At 72.8% G+C, this 19,683-nt stretch carries 14 protein-coding genes and 3 pseudogenes; 4 read left to right on the top strand and 13 right to left on the bottom strand.

Annotated features, from left to right (window positions below; genetic code table 11):
• The first annotated feature begins 264 nt into the window (after positions 1 to 264).
• Positions 265 to 2,286, top strand: a complete 2,022-nt coding sequence (locus ACZ49J_RS03665; protein ID WP_467447626.1) for a bifunctional glycosyltransferase 87/phosphatase PAP2 family protein — start codon at positions 265 to 267, stop codon at positions 2,284 to 2,286.
• Here the strand turns inward: ACZ49J_RS03665 and ACZ49J_RS03670 are convergent.
• Complete coding sequence (locus ACZ49J_RS03670; RefSeq protein ID WP_467447708.1) at positions 2,243 to 3,859, bottom strand: hypothetical protein; 1,617 nt, start codon at positions 3,857 to 3,859, stop codon at positions 2,243 to 2,245. The genes ACZ49J_RS03665 and ACZ49J_RS03670 overlap by 44 nt on opposite strands.
• Positions 3,860 to 4,108: 249 nt before the next feature.
• A complete protein-coding gene (locus tag ACZ49J_RS03675; RefSeq protein WP_467447628.1) occupies positions 4,109 to 5,344 on the bottom strand; it encodes a cytochrome P450 in 1,236 nt (411 codons plus the stop codon).
• A gap of 329 nt (positions 5,345 to 5,673) precedes the next feature.
• Here ACZ49J_RS03675 and ACZ49J_RS03680 point away from each other — a divergent pair, with 329 nt between their 5' ends.
• Positions 5,674 to 6,843 carry a steroid 3-ketoacyl-CoA thiolase gene (locus ACZ49J_RS03680; RefSeq protein WP_467447629.1) on the top strand — a complete coding sequence of 390 codons (1,170 nt, stop codon included), beginning with the start codon at positions 5,674 to 5,676 and terminating at the stop codon, positions 6,841 to 6,843.
• Here ACZ49J_RS03680 and ACZ49J_RS03685 read toward each other — a convergent pair.
• Together ACZ49J_RS03685 and ACZ49J_RS03690 are read right to left on the bottom strand one after the other, a co-directional pair.
• Complete coding sequence (locus tag ACZ49J_RS03685; RefSeq protein WP_467447630.1) at positions 6,827 to 6,997, bottom strand: DUF397 domain-containing protein; 171 nt, start codon at positions 6,995 to 6,997, stop codon at positions 6,827 to 6,829. The genes ACZ49J_RS03680 and ACZ49J_RS03685 overlap by 17 nt on opposite strands.
• A gap of 134 nt (positions 6,998 to 7,131) precedes the next feature.
• Positions 7,132 to 7,344, bottom strand: a pseudogene (locus ACZ49J_RS03690) (Scr1 family TA system antitoxin-like transcriptional regulator); the annotation flags it as partial.
• Between ACZ49J_RS03690 and ACZ49J_RS03695 the strand changes: the two are divergent.
• The gene (locus tag ACZ49J_RS03695; protein ID WP_467447632.1) at positions 7,326 to 9,698 is read left to right on the top strand and encodes an outer membrane protein assembly factor BamB family protein; all 2,373 of its coding nucleotides are present in this window, start codon (positions 7,326 to 7,328) and stop codon (positions 9,696 to 9,698) included. The pseudogene ACZ49J_RS03690 and the gene ACZ49J_RS03695 overlap by 19 nt on opposite strands.
• A gap of 75 nt (positions 9,699 to 9,773) precedes the next feature.
• Here ACZ49J_RS03695 and ACZ49J_RS03700 read toward each other — a convergent pair whose 3' ends face one another.
• The 7 genes from ACZ49J_RS03700 to ACZ49J_RS03730 all read right to left on the bottom strand — a co-directional run bounded on the left by ACZ49J_RS03700 (position 9,774) and on the right by ACZ49J_RS03730 (position 17,059).
• Positions 9,774 to 10,397 carry a hypothetical protein gene (locus ACZ49J_RS03700; RefSeq protein ID WP_467447633.1) on the bottom strand — a complete coding sequence of 208 codons (624 nt, stop codon included), beginning with the start codon at positions 10,395 to 10,397 and terminating at the stop codon, positions 9,774 to 9,776.
• Positions 10,398 to 10,441: 44 nt separating this feature from the next.
• Positions 10,442 to 10,861, bottom strand: coding sequence for an aggregation-promoting factor C-terminal-like domain-containing protein (locus tag ACZ49J_RS03705; protein WP_467447634.1), 420 nt, complete (start codon positions 10,859 to 10,861; stop codon positions 10,442 to 10,444).
• Between the two features lie 316 nt (positions 10,862 to 11,177).
• The gene (locus ACZ49J_RS03710) at positions 11,178 to 12,002 is read right to left on the bottom strand and encodes an ECF transporter S component (RefSeq protein ID WP_467447636.1); all 825 of its coding nucleotides are present in this window, start codon (positions 12,000 to 12,002) and stop codon (positions 11,178 to 11,180) included.
• Positions 12,003 to 12,043: 41 nt separating this feature from the next.
• Complete coding sequence (locus ACZ49J_RS03715) at positions 12,044 to 14,002, bottom strand: ABC transporter ATP-binding protein (RefSeq protein WP_467447637.1); 1,959 nt, start codon at positions 14,000 to 14,002, stop codon at positions 12,044 to 12,046.
• On the bottom strand, positions 13,999 to 15,132 hold the full coding sequence (locus ACZ49J_RS03720; protein ID WP_467447639.1) for a CbiQ family ECF transporter T component: 1,134 nt from the start codon (positions 15,130 to 15,132) through the stop codon (positions 13,999 to 14,001). The genes ACZ49J_RS03715 and ACZ49J_RS03720 overlap by 4 nt, the downstream gene beginning before the upstream one ends.
• A 5-nt stretch (positions 15,133 to 15,137) precedes the next feature.
• Positions 15,138 to 15,791, bottom strand: coding sequence for an SCO2322 family protein (locus ACZ49J_RS03725; protein WP_467447640.1), 654 nt, complete (start codon positions 15,789 to 15,791; stop codon positions 15,138 to 15,140).
• Positions 15,788 to 17,059, bottom strand: coding sequence for a prenyltransferase/squalene oxidase repeat-containing protein (locus ACZ49J_RS03730; protein ID WP_467447642.1), 1,272 nt, complete (start codon positions 17,057 to 17,059; stop codon positions 15,788 to 15,790). The genes ACZ49J_RS03725 and ACZ49J_RS03730 overlap by 4 nt, the downstream gene beginning before the upstream one ends.
• Before the next feature lie 315 nt (positions 17,060 to 17,374).
• On the opposite strand from ACZ49J_RS03730, the pseudogene ACZ49J_RS03735 reads away from it, so the two are divergent.
• Positions 17,375 to 18,050: pseudogene (locus tag ACZ49J_RS03735) on the top strand (phosphotransferase).
• On the opposite strand, the pseudogene ACZ49J_RS03740 reads toward ACZ49J_RS03735, so the two are convergent.
• Positions 18,044 to 18,458 (bottom strand): annotated as a pseudogene (locus ACZ49J_RS03740) (nuclear transport factor 2 family protein). The pseudogenes ACZ49J_RS03735 and ACZ49J_RS03740 overlap by 7 nt on opposite strands.
• 132 nt (positions 18,459 to 18,590) lie before the next feature.
• Positions 18,591 to 19,625: an MBL fold metallo-hydrolase gene (locus ACZ49J_RS03745; RefSeq protein ID WP_467447643.1), complete on the bottom strand. Its 1,035-nt coding sequence runs from the start codon at positions 19,623 to 19,625 to the stop codon at positions 18,591 to 18,593.
• Positions 19,626 to 19,683: the final 58 nt, after the last annotated feature.

Consider the following 19,683-nt stretch of genomic DNA (forward strand, 5'->3'; position numbering starts at 1 on the left):
GCCGATCGGGGGTGGGGTCCGGCAGGGCGGGTGCCGCGGTGCGCCCCGGTCCCTCACGTGCCTCGATGTGATCTGTGTCGCCCCTGTACGGGTGAATGCAACCCTCCACGCACTATCGTCATCCGGACTAAAGCGGGGCGGATGTCAGGTGAAGAGGGGGTTGCCTGCGTCTCACGCCTGGGGCAGTGCGAGGCTCTGAGGAAGTTCTTAGGGTGCGCATATGGGTGACATACGGGACGAACGGGGCGGGAGGGTCGACGGGGCGTGGCGAACGCGGAGCAGAGCGGGCCGGGGAGTGCCTTCGGGGCGGGCGCGGTGACGACGAGGCTGGGGGCGGTCCGGGTCGTGCTGTGGCTCGTCGCCGCCGTCCTCGCCGTGCGGCAGATCGCCGTCGTGCTCCGTACGCCCAGGGGGGACCGGCTGACGGATCTGGAGACCTGGGTCGGGCCCAACGGCGTGCTGCATGTGAAGGGTTCGCTGTACGACTCGGACCGGTTCACGGGCACACCGTTCGGCGGGCTCGTCCTCAAACCACTCACCCGTTCGGCCGAACAGGCCCTCGGCTGGGGCTGGACCTTCGGCACGCTGCTCCTGGTCGTCGCCCTGGGGCTGATCGCCGCCCGCGCCCTGCCGGGCCCCGTCTCCCGCCGCACCGCCCTGCTCGCCGCGCCCGTCGCGGTCAGCCTGCTGATGCTGTCACTGCCGGTCCGCAACACCCTGCACCTGGGGCAGACCAGCATCATCCCGGTCCTGCTCGTGCTGGCCGGGTGCTTCGCCGTCCGGGGGGAACGGACGAGCGGGGTGCTCATAGGTGTCGCGGCCGCCTTCCAGCCGACCGTGCTGCTGTTCACGGGGCTGCTGTGGTTCACCGGGCGCCGGCGGGCCGCGGCCTCCACCGGGATCACGTTCGCCGCGTGCACCGCGCTCGCCTGGGCCGCGATGCCGCACGACTCGTACACCTACTGGGTGCACCACCTCGCGGGCGTCGGCCTGGGAGGCAAGGCGGACGACCTCGCCAACCAGTCCCTGCACGGCGCGCTGCTCCGGCTCGGCCTGACCGGACCGCTGGAGATCGGGCTGTTCCTGGTGCTGGGCGCCGGCGTCGCCGTGGTCGGTGTGCGGCGGGCCGTGCGCTACGCGCGTGACGGGCAGCTGCTGCTCGCGGTCGCGATCACGGGCTGCGTCGCCATCGCGGTGTCGCCGACGACCTGGCAGCACCAGCTGCTGTGGGTGCTGCTCGCGGTGGTCGGCCGGGTGGGCGGCAAGGCCCGCGACCGGTACGTGTGGCCGGTCGCCGTCATCCTGGTGATGACGCTGCCGTCGAAGATGATGCTGCCGAACATGGCGGCCCTGTACCCGCTGCGTGACAACGTCGTCCTGCTGGCCGCGCTCGCCGCCGCCCTGGCCGTGCCGTTCCTGTCCCGCACCTCGCCGTACTACCAGTCGCCGATCCCGACGGACTACGCCGAACCGGTCGCCACGCGTTGGAGACACGTCCCGCTCCTGCCGTTCCTGCGCCGTGTCCTCACCCGCCCGAACCTGCTGCTCGAACTGCTGCTGATCCGCGTCACCTACGCCGCCTACGCGAAGGTCCGGCTCGCGGCGACCGGCGGCCGGGCCACCGCCGAGGAGCACGGGCAGCAGATCCTCGACATCGAGAAGGCCCTGTTCATCGACATCGAGCACGGGGTCAACCACGCGGTGGTGAAGGTCGACTGGCTGCGGGACTTCTTCGACTTCTACTACACGTCCTTCCACTTCGGCATCCCGCTGACCATCCTCGCCGTGCTCTACGTCCGCCGCCCCGTCGACTACCGCTGGGCGCGCTCGGCCCTGGGCTTCGCCACCCTGCTCGCGCTGCTGGGCTTCTGGCTGTACCCGCTGGCACCGCCGCGTCTGATGCCGGGCTTCGGGATCATCGACACGGTGCACGGCGTGCAGGACTTCTCCCAGCCGGACTACGGCACGCTGACCGCGCTCACGAACCAGTACGCGGCGATGCCGTCGCTGCACTTCGGATGGTCCCTGTGGTGCGGTCTGGTGATCGCGATACTGGCGCCGAAGTGGTGGATGAAGGCGCTCGGCCTGCTGCATCCGCTCTTCACGGTCTCGGCGATCGTCGCCACCGGCAACCACTGGGTCCTGGACGCCGTCGGCGGCGCTGCCGTGGTGGGCGCGGGCTTCGGGCTGACGTATGTGTTCCAGGGCCCGCGCGCCCGTACGGTGACGAAGGCCGCGGAGCTCAGCAGCGAGCGGGAGACGGCGAAGGACCGTACTCCGAGCTGATCCGGTACGCGCCCGGCTCGGTCACCGTCAGCCGCGTGAACTCGCCGTCCCGCGTCAGGCACCCGCCGTCGGCGCGCAGCCACGGCGAGTACGCCACCTTCACGGTCACCGAACCGGAGCGCGGCACCCGCAGGTCCACCTCGGCGCTCGTGGTCCGCACGACGGTCGCGGGCGCCGAGGCGAGCGGTACGGCGCCCCGCACCCGGTACACCCGCCAGTGCGCGTCCCGCCACACCGGCTCAAGCCAGTCGGGCCGGTCCTCGCGCACCAGACGGGCCTCCTCCTCGGCGAACCCGTCGGGCTTGCCCAGCGGCAGGACGACGAAGCCGACGGCCCAGCGGTCCAGCCAGGCGCGGTAGGTGTCCGCGGAGAACGTGCCGTCGTAGAAGAGGCGGCCGCGCTCCATGTCGAGCTGGCGGTTCCAGCCGCGCGCCAGGTTCACGTGCGGGGCGAGCGCGGTGGCCTCGCGGTGGTTGCGGGCGGGGACCACCTCGACGCGGGTGCGGTCGGCGCCGGCCCGCTTCAGCGCCTGGACGACGCCGTCGGTGTCGGCCGCCCACGCGGGCACGGTCGTGGACACCTCCAGGTCGTCGGCGGTCTTCTTGCCGACCCAGCCGACCGCGAACACCAGGACCGCGATCAGCAGGTTCCGGCGCAGGCCCTTCACGGTGAGCAGCGCCGCCAGCAGCACGGCGGGCGCGAACAGCTCCGCGAACCGCTCGACGTTCGTGCCGATGGGCGAGGCGACCAGGTACACGAGCACGGTCCCGGTCGCGTAGACGACCCCGGACCACCGGGCCACCCGCCAGGTCCGCGGCGCCAGCGCCGTCACCGTCAGTCCGAGCAGCACGGGTGGCCAGATCCGGTCGGGCGGCATCAGCTGCTCGCCGGTGAACGGGAAGAAGAGGGTCGTCGCCCCCACGACCGCGGCGGGCGGCACCATCAGCGCGACGGCGCGCCCCCAGTCCCGTACGACGAGGAAGCCCGCGCCCACCACCGCCAGGAACAGCCCCGCGACCGGGCTCGCCGTCGTCGCGAGCGCCGCGTACGCCGCCGCGAGGACGACCCGCCGCTCCCGGGTCAGCAGCACGCAGGCGGCGAGGCCGAACGCGGTGCCGAGCGCGAAGGTGGTGCGGCCGGAGGCGACGTTGCACCACAGCGCGAGCGACGCGAGGAGCGCCGGGCCCACGGGCCGCCGTACGCCCGCCCGTTCGACCAGGACGGCCGCCAGCCAGGACGCGGCCAGACCGGACACGACGGTGACCGCGCGCACCCCGATCGCGGCCATCAGATAGGGCGAGATCAGGCTGTAGTTGGCGGTGTGCATCCCGCCGTACCAGAAGAGGTTGTACGCCGATCCGCCGTGCCGTGACACGAACTCGGCCCACGCCTCCTGAGCCGCGAGGTCCCCGCCGCCGGTGGCGAGGAACAGGTACCAGACCGCGTACAGCGGGAGCAGGGGGGCCGTGGCCAGGAACGGCACGCGGTAGCGCTCCCACAGGGGGCGGAGGGGACGCTTCCAGCGCGTGGCCGTGGGTTCCGGCCGGACGACGGAGAGTTCGGCAGGGGCCACAGCTCGGGGTTTCCGTTCGAGGTCTTCGACTTCTTCGACTGCTTCGAGGTCTTCGAGGTCTTCGAGGTCTTCGGTATTGAGGATGCCCAATGTCATAGTCGAAGACGCTGAACGGAGGGAAATCGTTCACCGACGCGGGTGTCCGGCGCGAACTCGGGGGAGGCAGGGGCGGGGCGTAGGGGGGATGCCCCTGCCTCCCACGGGACGGGCCGGCGGAGCCGGGAGGCCGCCGGCCCGGGCATCCGGGACTCAGCCCGCGCTGACCCGGAGTTCCTTGACGCCGTTGATCCAGGCGGAACGAAGGCGCCGTGGGTCGCCCGCCAGCCGGAGGCCGGGCAGGGCGTCGGCGATCGCGTTGAAGATCAGGTCGATCTCCAGGACGGCGAGGGACTTGCCGAGGCAGAAGTGCGGGCCTCCGCCGCCGAAGCCGAGGTGGGGGTTGGGGTCCCGGGTGATGTCGAAGACGTCCGGGTTCTCGAAGACCTCGGGGTCGTGGTTGGCGGCGGCGTAGAAGAGCCCGACGCGGTCGCCCTTCCTGATCAGCTGCCCGCCGAGTTCGGTGTCCTGGGTGGCGGTGCGCTGGAAGGAGTTGACCGGGGTGGCCCAGCGGACGATCTCCTCCGCGGCCGTGGCGGGGCGCTCCCTCTTGTAGAGCTCCCACTGGCCGGGGTGGGTGAGGAAGGCGTGCATGCCGTGGGTGATGGCGTTGCGGGTCGTCTCGTTGCCCGCGACCGCCAGCATCAGCACGAAGAAGCCGAACTCGTCGGAGGCGAGGCTGCCCTCGTCCTCGGCGGCCACCAGCGTGGTCACGATGTCCTTGGCCGGGCACTGCTTGCGGTCGGCGGCCATGTTCATGGCGTACGCGATGAGTTCGGTCGCGGACTCCTGGCCGACCTCCTCGGTGATCGCGTACTCCGGGTCGTCGTACGAGATCATCTTGTTGGACCAGTCGAAGATCTTGGCGCGGTCGTCCTGCGGGATGCCGATGAGCTCGGCGATGGCCTGCAGGGGCAGTTCGCAGGCGACCTGGGTGACGAAGTCGAACGGTCCGGGCTGCGCCAGGGCGTCCTGTGCGATGCGGTGGGCGCGGGTGCGCAGGGCCTCCTCCAGGGCGCGGATGGCGCGCGGGGTGAAGACGCGCTGCACGATCTGGCGGACCCGGGTGTGCTCGGGCGGGTCCATGTTCAGCAGGATCAGCCGCTGGGCGTCGATGGCGTCGCGTTCGATGTGCTCGTTGAAGCGGATGATCGCCGTGTTGAGGTACGAGGAGAACAGCTCCGGGTGCGTGGAGACGTACTTGACGTCCGTGTGCCGGGTGACGGCCCAGTAGCCGTCGTCGTCGAAGCCGGCCAGGCCGTGCGGCTGTGCGATCCAGCGGACCGGTTCGGCCTTGCGCAGTTCGGCGTACTCCGGCAGCGGAACGCGGTGGTGCAGCAGGTCGGGGTCGGTGAAGTCGAACCCGTCGGGCAGCGCTGGACAGGGCATGGGCGACTCCCGTCGTTCTGACGGTCCATCAGTTATGGAGAATTGCCGAGACCGTAGTAACGGGTTCTACAAGTCGCAAGAGGCGTGGGCTCTCCAATTGCGTGCGAAACTCGTGCGGACTGTGCCTCCGGGGGCTGTTGGGTCGAGATGGGGCCCGTTGGGGCCCGTTGAAGCCCGCTGGAGCCTGTGCTGGTGGCTGCACGACCCTTGCGGCGGTGGACACACCGTCAGCACACTGCCAGCAGAACTAGAACGCGTACTAGTTCTGCGTGGCGGGTCGGGCCGGGACGCCCCGCGCCGCGCGGGTAACCGAGCAGAGGAGCCTCCCCATGGCCGCGGAACCCGTGATCGTCGAAGCCGTACGCACCCCCATCGGCAGGCGCGGTGGCGCGCTCGCCAACCTGCACCCCGCCTACCTCCTGGGCGAGACCTACCGTGAACTCCTCGGCCGCACCGGCATCCAGGCCGACTGCGTCGAGCAGATCGTCGGCGGCACGGTGACCCACGCCGGCGAGCAGTCCATGAACCCGGCCAGGACCGCCTGGCTGGCCATGGGCCTGCCCTACGAGACCGCCGCCACGACCGTGGACTGCCAGTGCGGCTCGTCCCAGCAGGCCTCGCACATGGTGGCCAACATGGTCGCGGCCGGCGTCATCGACGTGGGGATCAGCTGCGGCGTCGAGGCGATGTCGCGGGTGCCGCTGGGATCGGGCTCCAAGCACGGGCCGGGGAAGCCCTTCCCGGACGAGTGGAACGTGGACCTGCCGAACCAGTTCGAGGCGGCGGAGCGCATCGCCCGGCACCGCGGGCTGACGCGGGAGGCCGTGGACGCGCTGGGGCTCGCCTCCCAGGAGCGGGCGGCGGTGGCGTGGGCGGAGGAGCGCTTCAAGAGGGAGACGTTCGCCGTCCAGGTGCCGACCACGGAGGACGAGCAGCGGGCCGGGCAGGGCATGTGGCGCCTGGTCGACCGGGACGAGGGGCTGCGCGACACGTCGGCGGAGGCACTGGCGCGGCTGAAGCCGATCATGCCGACGGCTGTGCACACGGCGGGCAACTCCTCGCAGATCAGCGACGGCGCCGCCGCCATCATGTGGGCGTCGAAGCGGATGGCGCGGGCGCTGAAGCTGCGTCCGCGGGCGCGGATCGTCGCTCAGGCGCTGGTCGGCGCCGACCCCCACTTCCACCTCGACGGGCCGATCGACGCCACACGGGCCGTGCTCGGCAAGGCGGGCATGACCCTGAAGGACATCGACATCGTGGAGATCAACGAGGCGTTCGCGTCCGTGGTGCTGAGCTGGGCCCAGGTCTTCGAGCAGGACCTGACCAAGGTGAACGTGAACGGCGGTGCGATCGCGCTCGGCCACCCCGTGGGAGCGACGGGCGCCCGGCTCATCACGACCGCGCTGCACGAACTGGAGCGGACGGACAAGGAGTTCGCGCTGATCACGATGTGCGCGGGGGGCGGGCTGGCGACCGGCACGATCATTCAGCGGCTGTAGTCGTCGTCGTCCGACTGAGGAACGTGGTGAACGCCGCGGGGCCGACGGTGAGGTGCGGCCCCGCCGGGTTCTTGGCATCGCGGATGGCGATGGTGGGGTGGCGGTGCCGGGCGGCTCGGCGATCTCCACGCAATCGCCGCCCTGGTCGCTGCAATGGCGTTCCTCCGTCGTGCGTCGGATCAGCGCTGCCGAGTCCGCGTCAGGATGGGCGGTCGGATGCCCAGTCTCGTAGTCCTCGCTGTAGACGATGGTGGGATCGCTCGCGAAGTGGAAGATGTCGAAGATGCGCGGCCGTGACAGCCGCGTGGCGGTCCGCTTGTCCAGGTCGCCGTCGTCAACGGCGCTGAGTACGGCCTTGGCGTACGCCTCTGTCTGCAGCAGGCTGTGCACCAACTGGGGCTGGAACACGTGAATCGCTTTGGCCCGCGGCTCCAACTCCGCCACCTGTTGGGCCCGGGCGTGGGGCAGGGCGGGGGTCGCTGGTGGAGGCGTTCGAGGCACTGGAAGCGGGGGATCCGGAGCAGGTCGGGCGGTACCGGATCGTGGCGCGGCTGGGTGCGGGGGGAATGGGCCGGGTGTATCTGGGGCGCTCGCCCGGCGGCAGGGCGGTGGCGGTGAAGGTGGTGCGCTCCGAACTGGCCGAGGACGGCGAGTTCCGGCGCCGGTTCGCCCGGGAGGTGGCCGCCGCCCGACGAGTCAACGGGGTGTTCACCGCCGGTGTGGTGGACGCCGATCCGGACGGGTCGCCGCCCTGGCTCGCGACGGCGTACGTGCCGGGCGTCGAGTTGGGCGATGCCGTGACCGCGCACGGGCCCTGGCCGCAGGGGCCGGTGCTGGCGCTCGGCGCCGGCCTCGCCGAGGCGCTGGAGGCGATCCACGCTGCCGATGTGGTCCACCGTGACCTCAAACCGTCGAACATCCTCCTCGCGGCGGACGGACCACGGGTGATCGACTTCGGGATCTCGGTGGCTCACGAGGCCAGCGCGTTGACCCGAACCGGCATGGTGGTGGGCACGCCGGGGTTCATGTCCCCCGAGCAGCTGACCGGTAAGCCGATCGGGCCGGCCAGCGATGTCTTCTCCCTCGGGGCGGTGCTGGCGTTCACCGCAACGGGATCGGGGCCGTTCGGGACCGGCTCTGGACACGCGCTGAGCTTCCGCGTCGTCTACGAGGAACCCGACCTGCACCAACTCCCGCCCGTCCTGATGCCCCTTGTGGCCCGCTGCCTGGCCAAGCAGCCAGACCGGCGCCCGACGGTGGCGACCCTGCTGGAACAGCTGGCGGAGGCTGCCGCCGAGGAGCCAGGGGAGGCAGAGGGCGCCGGAGAGGCCGCCGCCGGGGAGGCCGTCACTCACACACCCACCCGGCCCGGCTGGCTCCCCGCACCGGTCGCCGCGACCCTGCACTCACGCACCACCACGCACGGGCCCCCGGTCCCACAAGCGCCGGCGGCAGCACCGGGGCCGGCACCAGCACCGGGACGGGTACGGCAGCCCGACCCCGCTCCCGTACCGGCTCCCACCGCGGCTCCGGCACTGGCCGAGACACCGGAATCGGAGGCGCCCGAACCCGAGGCACCCGAGCCCGAGGCACCTGAACCCGAGGCACCCGAACCCGAGCCCTCGCCCGAGAGACCGGAGACGGCGGTAACCGGTGCCGGCCCGACCGCGATCCCGGCCGGCCTGACCCGCCGGCGGGCCCTGCTCGGTCTCGGCGCTGCCGCCGCCGCAGGACTCGGCTTCGCCGGCTGGAAGTTCAGCGACGGCGACTCCTCCGCCAAAGACCCCGAGGCCCCGTCCGGTTCCAGCCGAAGACCCAGCGCGTCCCCCACGCCCACGCCAACCTCCGCCGCCCCGTCAGGCAAGGAGCGGTGGAGCTTCGTCACGGGCGGCCTCGTGTACGTGCCGCCGGTCGTCGTCGACGGCGTCGTCTACATCGGCAGCCACACCGACAGGCTGTACGCGCTGGAGGCCGAAACCGGTGTACTGCGGTGGGCGTTCACCACCGGTGCGGACGTGAGTTCGAAGCCGACTGTCGACGACGGGACGGTCTACGTGGGCAGTGCGGACAACAACCTGTACGCGGTGGACGCAGGCACCGGCAGGCAGCGGTGGAAATTCCTCACCGGCAAGAGCGGGAGCTCGTCGCCGACTGTCGCCGACGGTGTGGTGTACGTCGGCGGCGGGAGCGACTTCAGCAGGCGCATCGGCGAAGGCGTCAACGACAACGACGACGGATACGTGTACGCGGTCGACGCAGGCACCGGCAGACAGCGGTGGAAATTCACCACACGCACACGAGTCGAGGAGTCGCCGACCGTTGTCGACGGGGTGGTCTACGTCTGTGCTCTGAGCGGCACCGTGTACGGGTTGGACGCCGGCACCGGCGAACAGAGGTGGAAGTTCACCACCCGCGGCTTGCTGAACTCAGCCGCGGCAGTCGTCGACGGCGTGGTCTACGTCAGCAGCGAGGACAGCAACCTCTACGCGCTGGACGCCGCGACCGGCAAGCAGCGATGGAAGTTCCCCACCGACAGATACGTGAGCGCGCCGACTGTCGTCGACGGGACGGTCTACCTGGGCGGCGGGAACGGCCACTTGTCCGCCGTGGACGTCCGCACCGGCAAGCGGCGATGGACGTCACGCGTAGGGAAAGCCGAGTTCGTGAGCGCGCCGACCGTCGTCGACGGGACGGCCTACGTGGGCAGCGGGGACGGCAACTTGTATGCCGTGGACGCCGGCACCGGCGAACCACAGTGGAGTTTCCGTACCGGCAGCTCCGTGTCGACGCCGGCCTTCGCCGACGGAGTGGTCTACATCAGCAGCGTGAACGGCGTCGTGTACGCGGTGACGTAGAAACCGACGCCGGGGCGTGTTGCTCCAGTTGACGCCCGCCCGGTCGGTAGGGCGTCAGCACCTGGTCCGTTCCGGCTAGTACAGGAACCGGTGCAGTGGAGCCGACTCGGTCAGCAGCATGGTGACCCGGTGGGCGAGGCGCTGCCACGCGTCCTCCTGCGCGTACGTCAACCGCACGTCCTCGCCCCCGGCGGCCTCCAGCACCGCGAACAGAGCGGTGGTGTCGGCGTCGGGGGCGAGGTCGACCAGCGAGAGTACGCGCGCCAGGGCACCGACCAGGCCGACCGCGCTGTCCTCACCGGTCGCGGGGAACGCGTCACGCAGCTCCGTGACGGCACCCGGGAAACCGGGCAGGTGCGGGTCGGCCACGAGGGCCGCGGACAGCTCACGCAGCAGCGCGTACAGCAGGTCCGTGTCCCCCGTGGGTATCACGGCGATGCGCAGACCCTCGTGTTCCCAGCGGCCGTTCGGCGTCCACACCCGTGGGCCCCGCGCCACGGCGTCGGTCAGTGCCGTACGGACCCGCCGGAAGGCCGCCGGCCCGTCCACGCACAGGGCATGGCCCCCGGTTCCCCGGGCCCACGCGGCCAAGGGCGCCAGCAAGCGTTCCTCCACCCGGTCGCACTGGGCGTCGAGGTCCGGGTCGACGACGACGAGACGGGCTGTCGCGCGCTGTTCCTGTTGCTCCTGCTGCTCCATGCGGAACACACTGCCAGCCGCCTCGGACACTCGTGCGGGGTGGCTCAGTACCAGCCGTTGGCCTGCCAGAAGTTCCACGCGCCGCACGGGCTGCTGTAGCGGTTCTTCATGTACTTCAGGCCCCACCTGATCTGGGTGGCCGGGTTGGTTCTCCAGTCCGGGCCCGCGGAGGCCATCTTCGAGCCTGGCAGGGCCTGGACGAGACCGTAGGCACCGCTGTAGGGGTTGCTCGCGGTCACACGCCAGTCGGACTCGTGGTCGACGATGCTGGCGAAGCAGCGGTACTGGGCCGAGTCGTCGATCATCTCCTTCGCGATCGCCTGGGCGCGGGCGGGAGAGGCCTCCCGCGCGGCCTGCGCGGGTGTCGGAGTGAGCAGGGTGCTGACGGCGGCCGCTGCCACGGCGGCGCCGGCGAGGGCCTTCTTCGGGGTGGCGGCGGTACGGAGGACGGTGTTGGCGGACATCACAGGTGCCTTTCGCAGGGGACAGGTCTGCCGCCGGCATGCCCGCGCCGCGGACCGGGCGCACCGGAGCGGCGTGGCATGCGCCGGCGCCGTGCCCGAGGTGGGCGTGCCGGCGCCGTGCGACGTCGTCCAGAGAAGCGGGCCCGCCGGAGATCCGCGCTCTACGCCTATGGGCTAGTTACAGACGCGTGTTCAGCAACTGGCGAAGTGTCACCTGACTGTCGAAGCGCAGGTCAGAGCGGGTGCGCCGGGGATCGAACGACGGTGGGTGAGCCACGTGGTTGGTTCTTCCGGGGGCCGGACGCCCCGGGGCGGTTCATGCTTCGGGCCCGCGGCCATTCGGCTCGAATGCGACCGGAGCCTCGAACGCCGCCCGACGCGTGGCGCGGCGCAGGGCCTTGAGGACGGGCGCGCCGAGGGTGAGGGTGAGGACGACGGTGACGGCGGCCCGGCCCAGGTCCCAACCGAGGGACGTGGCCAGGCAGTAGGCGAGGAAGCGTGCCAGGTTGGAGCCGAGGTCCGCGTCCGGGGCGAAGGCCACGGAGGACGCCAGCTGGTGGAGGAAGGGCCAGCCCGCGAGGTTCATCACCGTGCCGTAGGCGAAGGCGGCCAGGAAGCCGTACGCGGCGAGGAGGGCGAGCTCGGGCCGGCCCCGGAGGCGGCCCGGGCCCGGCAGCAGCCCCGCGCCCATCGTGAACCAGCCCATGGCGAGCATCTGGAACGGCATCCAGGGACCCACCCCGCCCGTGAGCAGCGCGGACGCGAACATCGTGACCGACCCGAGGACGAAGCCGAAGCCCGGGCCGAGGACCCGGCCGCTGAGCACCATCAGGAAGAACATCGGCTCGATGCCGGCGGTCCCGGCCCCCAGCGGCCGCAGCGCCGCCCCCGCCGCGGCCAGCACCCCGAGCATGGCGACCGCCTTCGGGCCAAGACCCGACTCCGAGATCGTCGCGGCGACGACGGCCACCAGCAGGACCAGCAGGCCCGCGAAGAGCCAGGGGGCGTCCTGCGCGTGGGCGTTCAGCCCCGAGCCGGGCGGTGCGAGGAAGGGCCAGCCGAAGCCCACGACACCCACCGCGCCGACCAGGGCGAGAGCGGCCAGGGAACGAGGGCCCAGACGGACGGGGCGGGCGCTCATGACAGTGTCCTTTCGCGCCTTCATGACCGTGTCCATCCGCTTCATGCCTGTTCCTCCCGCGTCACCTGACCGGCCGCGCGCAGAGCGTTCCGTACCTGGCTGACCGTCAGCCACTTCTGCGGCGCCAGGATCTTGGCCACCTGCGGCGCGAAGGACGGCGAGGCGACCACGACCTCCGCCGCGGGGCCGTCGGCGATCACCTCGCCCTCGGCGAGCAGGACCACCCGGTGCGCGAGCTCGGCGGCCAGCTCCACGTCGTGCGTGGCCAGCACGATGGAGTGCCCCTCGGCCGCGAGAGCGCGCAGCACACCGACCAGGCGGGCCTTCGCCGCGTAGTCCAGGCCCCGGGTCGGCTCGTCGAGCAGCAGCAGGGGAGGACGGGCCGTCAGGACCACCGCCAGGGCGAGGGTGAGGCGCCCGCCCTCCGACAGGTCCCGCGGGTGCGTGTCGTCGCCGATGCCCGGGAGCAGCCCGGCGACCAGTGCCCGGCACGTGCCGGGGGCGGCGCCCGCGTCCCGGTCGGCCGCCGCGCACTCGGCGGCCACCGTGTCCGCGTACAGCAGGTCCCGGGGTTCCTGCGGTACGAGGCCGACGCGGCGGACGAGGTCGCGTGGAGGCGTGCGGTGGGGTGCCGCGCCGCCCACGCGCACGGTCCCGGCGGACGGCTCCACCAGCCCCACCAGCGCGCTGAGCAGCGTGGACTTTCCGGCCCCGTTACGGCCCATCAGGGCGATCGTCTCGCCGGGGGACACAGTGAGGCCCACGCGGTGGAGGGCCCGTACGCGGCCCCGGTGGACGGCGAGGGCGCGGACCTCCGCGGTGCGGGCGGGTTCCGGTGCCGTCTCCGTGGCCCTCCGCGAGCGCCCGCGGAAGAGACGGGGGCGACGGGACCGCTGTACGGGAGCCCCGGAGGACACCGGCGCCACACCACCCTCCGGGCCAGTCCCCGGCTCCACCCCCGCGCCGGCCGCCCGCACGCTCTCGGCGTGCGGTGCCGTCGCTCCCGCTGCCCTGGTCGCCTGTGCGTCCTCGGCGTGCGGTGCCGCCGTGGGGCGGGGGTGTGGCGTCCCGGTGTCTTCGGTGTCCGGTGCCGTGGCGCGCGTTGTGTCGGCTGCCCGTGCGCCTTCGGCGTGCGGTGCCGTCGCTCCGGCCGCCCGCATGCCCTCGGTGCCCGGCGTCGCCGTGCGGGCGAGCCGCTCCCGTAGTGCCCCCGACCGTCGCCGCGCGTCCCGTACCGTCAGGGGCAGTGGTGTCCAGCCCGCCAGTCGCCCCAGGCCCACCACCGGTGGGTACACCGGAGACACGGCCATCGCCTCGGCCGGGGTGGCCAGGACCAGGGGGGCGCCCGGAGCGGGCAGCAGGGCCACGCGGTCCGCGTACTGGAGGACGCGCTCCAGGCGGTGTTCGGCCATCAGCACGGTCGTCCCCAGGTCGTGGACGAGCCGCAGCAGGACGGCCAGCACCTCCTCCGCGGCGGCCGGGTCAAGCGCGGACGTCGGCTCGTCGAGGACCAGGACCCGGGGATGCGGGGTGAGGACCGAGCCGATCGCGACGCGCTGCTGCTGGCCGCCGGAGAGCGAGGCGAGGGGCCGGTCGCGGAGGGCGGCCAGACCGAGGAGGTCCAGGGTCTCCTCCACGCGCCGGCGCATCACGTCCGGGGCGAGGCCCAGCGACTCCATGCCGTAGGCGAGCTCGTCCTCGACCGTGTCGGTCACGAAGTGGGAGAGCGGGTCCTGGCCCACCGTGCCCACCACGTCGGCGAGTTCGCGCGGCTTGTGGGTACGGGTGTCGCGGCCCGCCACGGTCACGCGGCCCCGCAGCGTACCGCCCGTGAAGTGCGGCACGAGACCGCTCACCGCGCCCAGCACGGTCGACTTGCCGACCCCCGACGGGCCGGCCAGCAGCACGAGTTCACCCTCGGGGACCTCGAAGTCCACACCCCGGACGGCGGGCCCGGACGCTCCCTCGTACGTCACGGAGACATCCTCGAAGCGGATCATGCGGCTTCCTCGGCAGTCGGGGGTGTCGGGGGCGTCTTCGACGGGGCCTTCAGCGGGTCCTTCAGCGGCGCCGGCGCGGCGAACGCGGGCAGCAGCCCGAGCAGGACCGCCCCCGCGGGCCACAGCGGGAGCGACGGCGCCGTCAGGGGTACGACACCGGGGTGCAGCGCCGACGGCTCGTACGCGGCGGCCGTGACCAGCAGCGCCGCCACCGCGACCCCGGAGGCGGACACCAGCCACGCCCGCGCACCCCACTCGTCGGGCCGGTACCGCGTGCGCGGCGAACGGCGGCCACCCAGCCACAGCCCGGCCAGCGCGACGGCGAGCCCCGCGAGCAGGACGGGCAGTCCGTAGCTCCCGCCCTCGGCGGTGAGCACGCCGTACGTTCCCGCGCAGACGCCCAGCAGACCGCCCAGCGTGAGCGCGGCCGTGGTGCGGCGCACGGCGGGCGCCACCTGAGCCGTACGGCCGTACCCGCGCGCGTCCATCGCCGCCGCGAGAGCCACCGAACGCTCCAACGCGCCCTCCAGCACTGGCAGCACGACCTGCGCCAGCCCGCGCGGCCCCCGGTCCGGGCGCCCCCGCAGCCGCCTGGCAGCCCGCAACCGCCGCACGTCCGCGATGAGATGCGGGGCGAACGTCATGGCCACGACCACGGCCACACCCACCTCGTACAGAGCGGCCGGCAGCGACTTGAGCAGCCGCGCCGGGTTCGCGAGGGCGTTCGCCGCGCCCACGCAGAGGAGCAGAGCGGCCAGCTTCAGACCGTCGTACAGCGCGAAGACCAGGCCTTCCGCGGTGACCCGTCCGCCGACGCGCACGCCCTGCGCCCAGTGCGGGAGCGGAAGTTCGGGGAGCGTGAGGACCGTGTGGCTGCCGGGGACGGGCGAGCCCAGTACGGTGGCGAAGGCGAGACGGAGGAGCAGGACGGCCGAGGCGATCTTGAGGAAGGCGGTGTAGGAGCGGGACCAGGGGGCGTCCGTGCGATGGGTGGCCACGACGTAGCCCGCCACCGCGACGAGGAGGCCGAGCAGGAGGGGGTTGGTCGTGCGGGAGGCGGCGGTGGCCAGGCCCAGGGCCCAGACCCACCAGGCGCCGGGGTGCGGGGCCGACTGCCGGGGCGTCCGCATCGCCCTCAGCTCCTGCGGCGGCGCGCCCGCCACACCGCCGCCGCGCCCAGGAGCGCCACGGCACCGACCCCCGCGAACAGGCCGAGGGACGGGCCTTCCGCGCCGGAGGCCTCCGGGCCCGCGTCCCGCGGTGGCGCAGTCGCACCGGTGTCCGGGACCGGCTCGCCGCAGCCCTTCTCCGGATAGCCCGCGATGGCGCACAACAGGGCGTTCGTGTCGTAGCGCAGAGGTTCGGCCACGGACGCCAGGGCATCGGCGGCCGTCGCGTCCTCCGGCACGCGGGCGCAGGCCGTCCGGGGCGCCGGGGGCGTCTCACCGGACGGCGCGTCCGCGGCCGTACCGAAGTCGATGACGAGGGCCACCCGCTTGCGGCCCTCACGCGCGGGCGTCCGGGCGCAGACGGAGGCGAAGTCCGGGGCACCGCGCGGCCGCGCCGAGTCCTTCGAGTCCTCGCTGACCGCGAAGCGGAAGCCCTGGACGTCGCCGTCGGAGGGGCGGGCGGTCGACGGGCCCTGGGTGGCGTACGTCCAGGCCGGACCGCCGCCGTCCCGCTCCCAGAACGACCAGTAGCGGTAGGAGGCGGCCTGCGCCGGGCCGGCGCCCCCGACGACGACCAGTGTCAGGACCGCGAGCGCCGCGGACGTACGACGGCGCGTCACAGCTGCTGCTTCCTCGTACGACCGCTCAGCAGGAACCCGACACCGATACCGGCGACCAGGCAGGTCCCGACGACCCACCACACACCGAACACGGAGTCGTCGTCCTGGCCCTTGTCCCGGCCTTTCTCCTCCACGTCGGCGGCCGGACCGGTCGCCTTCAGCCGCTCGACGAGGTCGGCGCCGCCGAAGTCGCGCGGGTCGGTGCTCGTGGCGTGGGCGGCGAGGATGAGCTGGGCGTACGCGGCCGGGCCCGCCTTGGCCGCCCAGGCACCGGAGTTCTTCTCCAGCCAGGCGAGGGGCTCAGCCGTGCTGTCCTTCCGGCCGGCGGCGACGAGCGCGACGACCGCGTCGGCCGTGGTGCCGTGGTCGGGCTGGTCGTCGGCGCCCGCGAGGGAGGACTTCAGGTAGCCGTCGTCGGCGAGGGCGTCGGTCAGGTAGAGGGCGCCGTTGCGGGCCGCGTCCTCGGGCGCGACGTCGTCACCACCGACGCACGCGCCGGCCGCGCGGCCGGTCTGCTGAGCGGCCTTCTCACCGGCTTCCTCACCGGGCTTCGCCACGAACCCCTGACCGAGCGCGCCGAGCACCCCGGCTGCCGTGGCGTCGGCGTTCGCGGCGAGCCCGCCCTTCTTGTCGGGCTGGTAGGCGAAGGCGCCGCCGCCCTTCTCGTCGCACGGCACGGACAGCGCGCGCAGGGCCTCGTACGGGGAGTGCTCGCCCTTCTTCTGCTTCCCGGGCTCGTCACCGGCGGCCACGAACGCGCCGATCACGACGGAGGTGGAGTTCGCGTCGCTGGCGCCGCCGGGCTGGTACCCCCACCCCCCGTCCTTGTTCTGCACGCCCTTCAGCCAGCGCACGGCCCGTCCGGCCTCGTCGTCGTGCCCGCCGAGCGCGGTGAGCGCCTGGACGGCCGCCGCGGTGCTGTTGGTGTCGACCGGCGTCTTCGCGCCGCACCGCGCGGAGGCGTCCGCGCGGTACGCCGCGAACGCCCCGTTGTCGCACTGCTGCCCCACCAGCCAGTCCACCGCCTTCGCCGGGGGCTCCACCCCCACCGTGTCCAGGGCGAGCAGGGCGAGGGACTGGCGCCAGACGCCGTCGTACGTCGGGTCGGTGGACCCGTACAGGCCGCCGGGGACCGCCCGGGACGGGGAGGCGGAGGGGGAGGCGTCGTCGGCGAGGGCGACGGGTAAGAAGCCGGTGCCGAGGACGGCGACGGCCGTGGCGGCCAGTACTGACGCGCGGCGGCCCGCGGCGCTGCGGCGGACGTTCATGATCGGCGGATCTCCCCTGCGGGGAGCCGGACAGCACGGCACAGCCGGGCGGCTCGGCTCCGTATGCCTCGACGGTGCCGTCACCGACGGGTTGCCGGTGACGCGAGCCGGTCACGTCCGCATGGGGCAATCCGGCTTACCGACCCTGGGCCGGGCCTGTTCACGATAGGGGCCTCCCCGGTTCGAGCGAAGCCGAGAATTGGGGAAGGGTCAGCGCCGGATTTGCACCGGCTTCCCCCCGTACGGGCGCGATGACGACCCGGCTACTCTACCGGCCCGTAACGAAGGCCCGAGAACCGCCGTAGCTTCATCCGCATGCGAACGGGGAGACTGCTCGGCTCGGGCCGCACGGCCGACGTGTACGAACTGGCGGGCGACGAGCGGTGGGTGCTGCGGCGGTACAGGGACGGCTACGGGGACGCGGCGGCCGAGGCGGCGGTGATGGAGCACGCGCGCGGGCACGGCTACCCGGTGCCCGCCGTACGGGCGGCGGACGGTATCGGCATGGTGGTGGAGCGGCTGTCCGGTCCGACCATGCGGGGAGCGCTCGGCCGGGGGCTGCTCGCCCCCGCGGAGAGCGGCCGGACGCTGGCCCGGCTGCTCCGTGCTTTGCACGCGCTGCCGCCGCGCACGGCCACCGACCCCACCGCCCGCGTCCTGGCACCTGGACCTCCACCCGGAGAACGTGATCGTCACGCCCGGCGGCCCGACGGTCATCGACTGGGCCAACGCCGAGGAGGGCCCGCCCGGACTCGACTGGGGCATGTCGGCGGTGATCCTCGCTCAGGTCGCCGTCGCCGACGACCCGCTCGCCGAGGCGGCACGCGAGATCCTCGCCGCGCTGCTGGCCCACCAGGGCGACGGGTCCGCCCTCACGGAACCGGGCCTGGCGGAGGCGAGGAGACGCCGCGCCGCCGATGTGACGATGAGCGAGCGGGAGGTCCGACTCCTCGGCCCGGCCGTGGAGTTGATCCGCGCCCTGGATCACTGACGGGGCGTGGGGCCGCCGAAGGGAAGGTGCAGGGTGCGGGAGGTGAGCAGCCACTGTCCGTCGACACGGCGGAAGGTGTCCTCGATGGCGGTCCCCCCCGCTCGAGCGAAGCCGAGAGTGGGGGAGGCCGACCTGGACGGGTGGGCCGGCCGGCACCATGCCGCCCGTCCAGCCTTCGATTCGGTACGTCGTGAAGTACGACGTGGCCTCGGCCGTTTCCGCCGAGCTCACCGTGACCCGGATGTTGGACATGATCCGCCGCGAGAGCTTGTCCGCCGGCCGGGAACCGAAGTACTGCCGCAGTGCCTCCCGGCCCTCGGACCTCCGCCCGTCCCCCGGAGGCGGCCACTCCCACCAGCCGTCCTCGGTGAACAACTCGGCGACGGAGTCCGGTTTCCCCAGATCCAGACGGTGGACGAAGTCGAGGACGACGCGCTCTCAGGCGCGTTCGGCGAGGAGTTGCTCGATGGGGTCCATGACCCTTGGTAGCAGGAAGGGCCCCACGGCCACGACCGGTTTACCCGGCCACGTACGACACCGTCACACGCTCACGTACGTCACCGGATCACTCCCCGGTACCGCCTCCGCGCGGCCCAGCTTGACCAGGCGGCGCAGGTGGGCCTCCGCCTCCGCGATCGCGATGTTCCTGGACCCGTAGGGGATGTCGGCCCACGGACGGTTCCACTCCATGCGCTCGGCGAGCTGCCATGGGGTGAGGGGCTCGGAGAGGAGGGCGCTCAGGCCGGTGAGGCGGGTCTCGTGGTGGGACAGCAACTCGCCCACGCGGGACGCGGCGTCGGTGAAGGCGTACTGGTGTGCCGGGAGGATCTCGGCGGGGGCCAGGCGGCCGACGCGCTCCAGGGAGTCGAGGTAGTCGCCGAGGGGATCGGTGACCGTGGTGTCGTCCGGGTCCTCGTACAGGCCGATGTGCGGGGAGATCTCCGGGAGCAGGTGGTCGCCGGAGAACAGGCGGCCGTGGCCGGGGAGTCGCGCGGGGTGGGACTCCTCCAGGTGGAGGCAGACGTGGCCCGGGGTGTGGCCCGGGGTCCAGATCGCGCGGAGGCGGCGGCCGGGGAGGTCGAGGAGTTCGCCGGGGACGATCTCGCGGTCGGGGAGGGCGGGGGAGAGGCCGGGCAGTGCGCGCGGCTCGGCGGTGCGCAGGGGTGCCACGTGCTCCTCGGGGGCGCCCGCGGCCGTGAGCTTGGCCGTCATGTAGGTGAACCAGCGGCCGGGCCGGGTCTCGCGGGTCCTGCGGACGATCGCGAGGTCCGCCTCGTGCATCGCCACCCAGGCGCCGGAGGCCTCGCGCACCCGCCCCGACAGGCCGTGGTGGTCGGGGTGGTGGTGGGTGACGACCACGCCGAACAGCTCGCCGACGGACGTACCGCAGGCGGTCAGGCCCTCGGTGAGCGTGTCCCAGGAGGCCGGGTCGTCCCAGCCCGCGTCGATCAGAACCGGCCCGCGGTCGGTGTCGACCACGTACACGAGCGTGAACCCGAGGGGGTTGTCCGGGATGGGCACCTGGATGCCCCACACGCCCCCGCCGTGATCGGTCACCTGCGTCCTCGCCGCCATGGGCTCCCCAATCGCCGTGTCCGGGGACCACTATAACTAGAACAGGTTTCGATAAGAG

This window comes from Streptomyces sp. NPDC030840 (assembly GCF_055572015.1).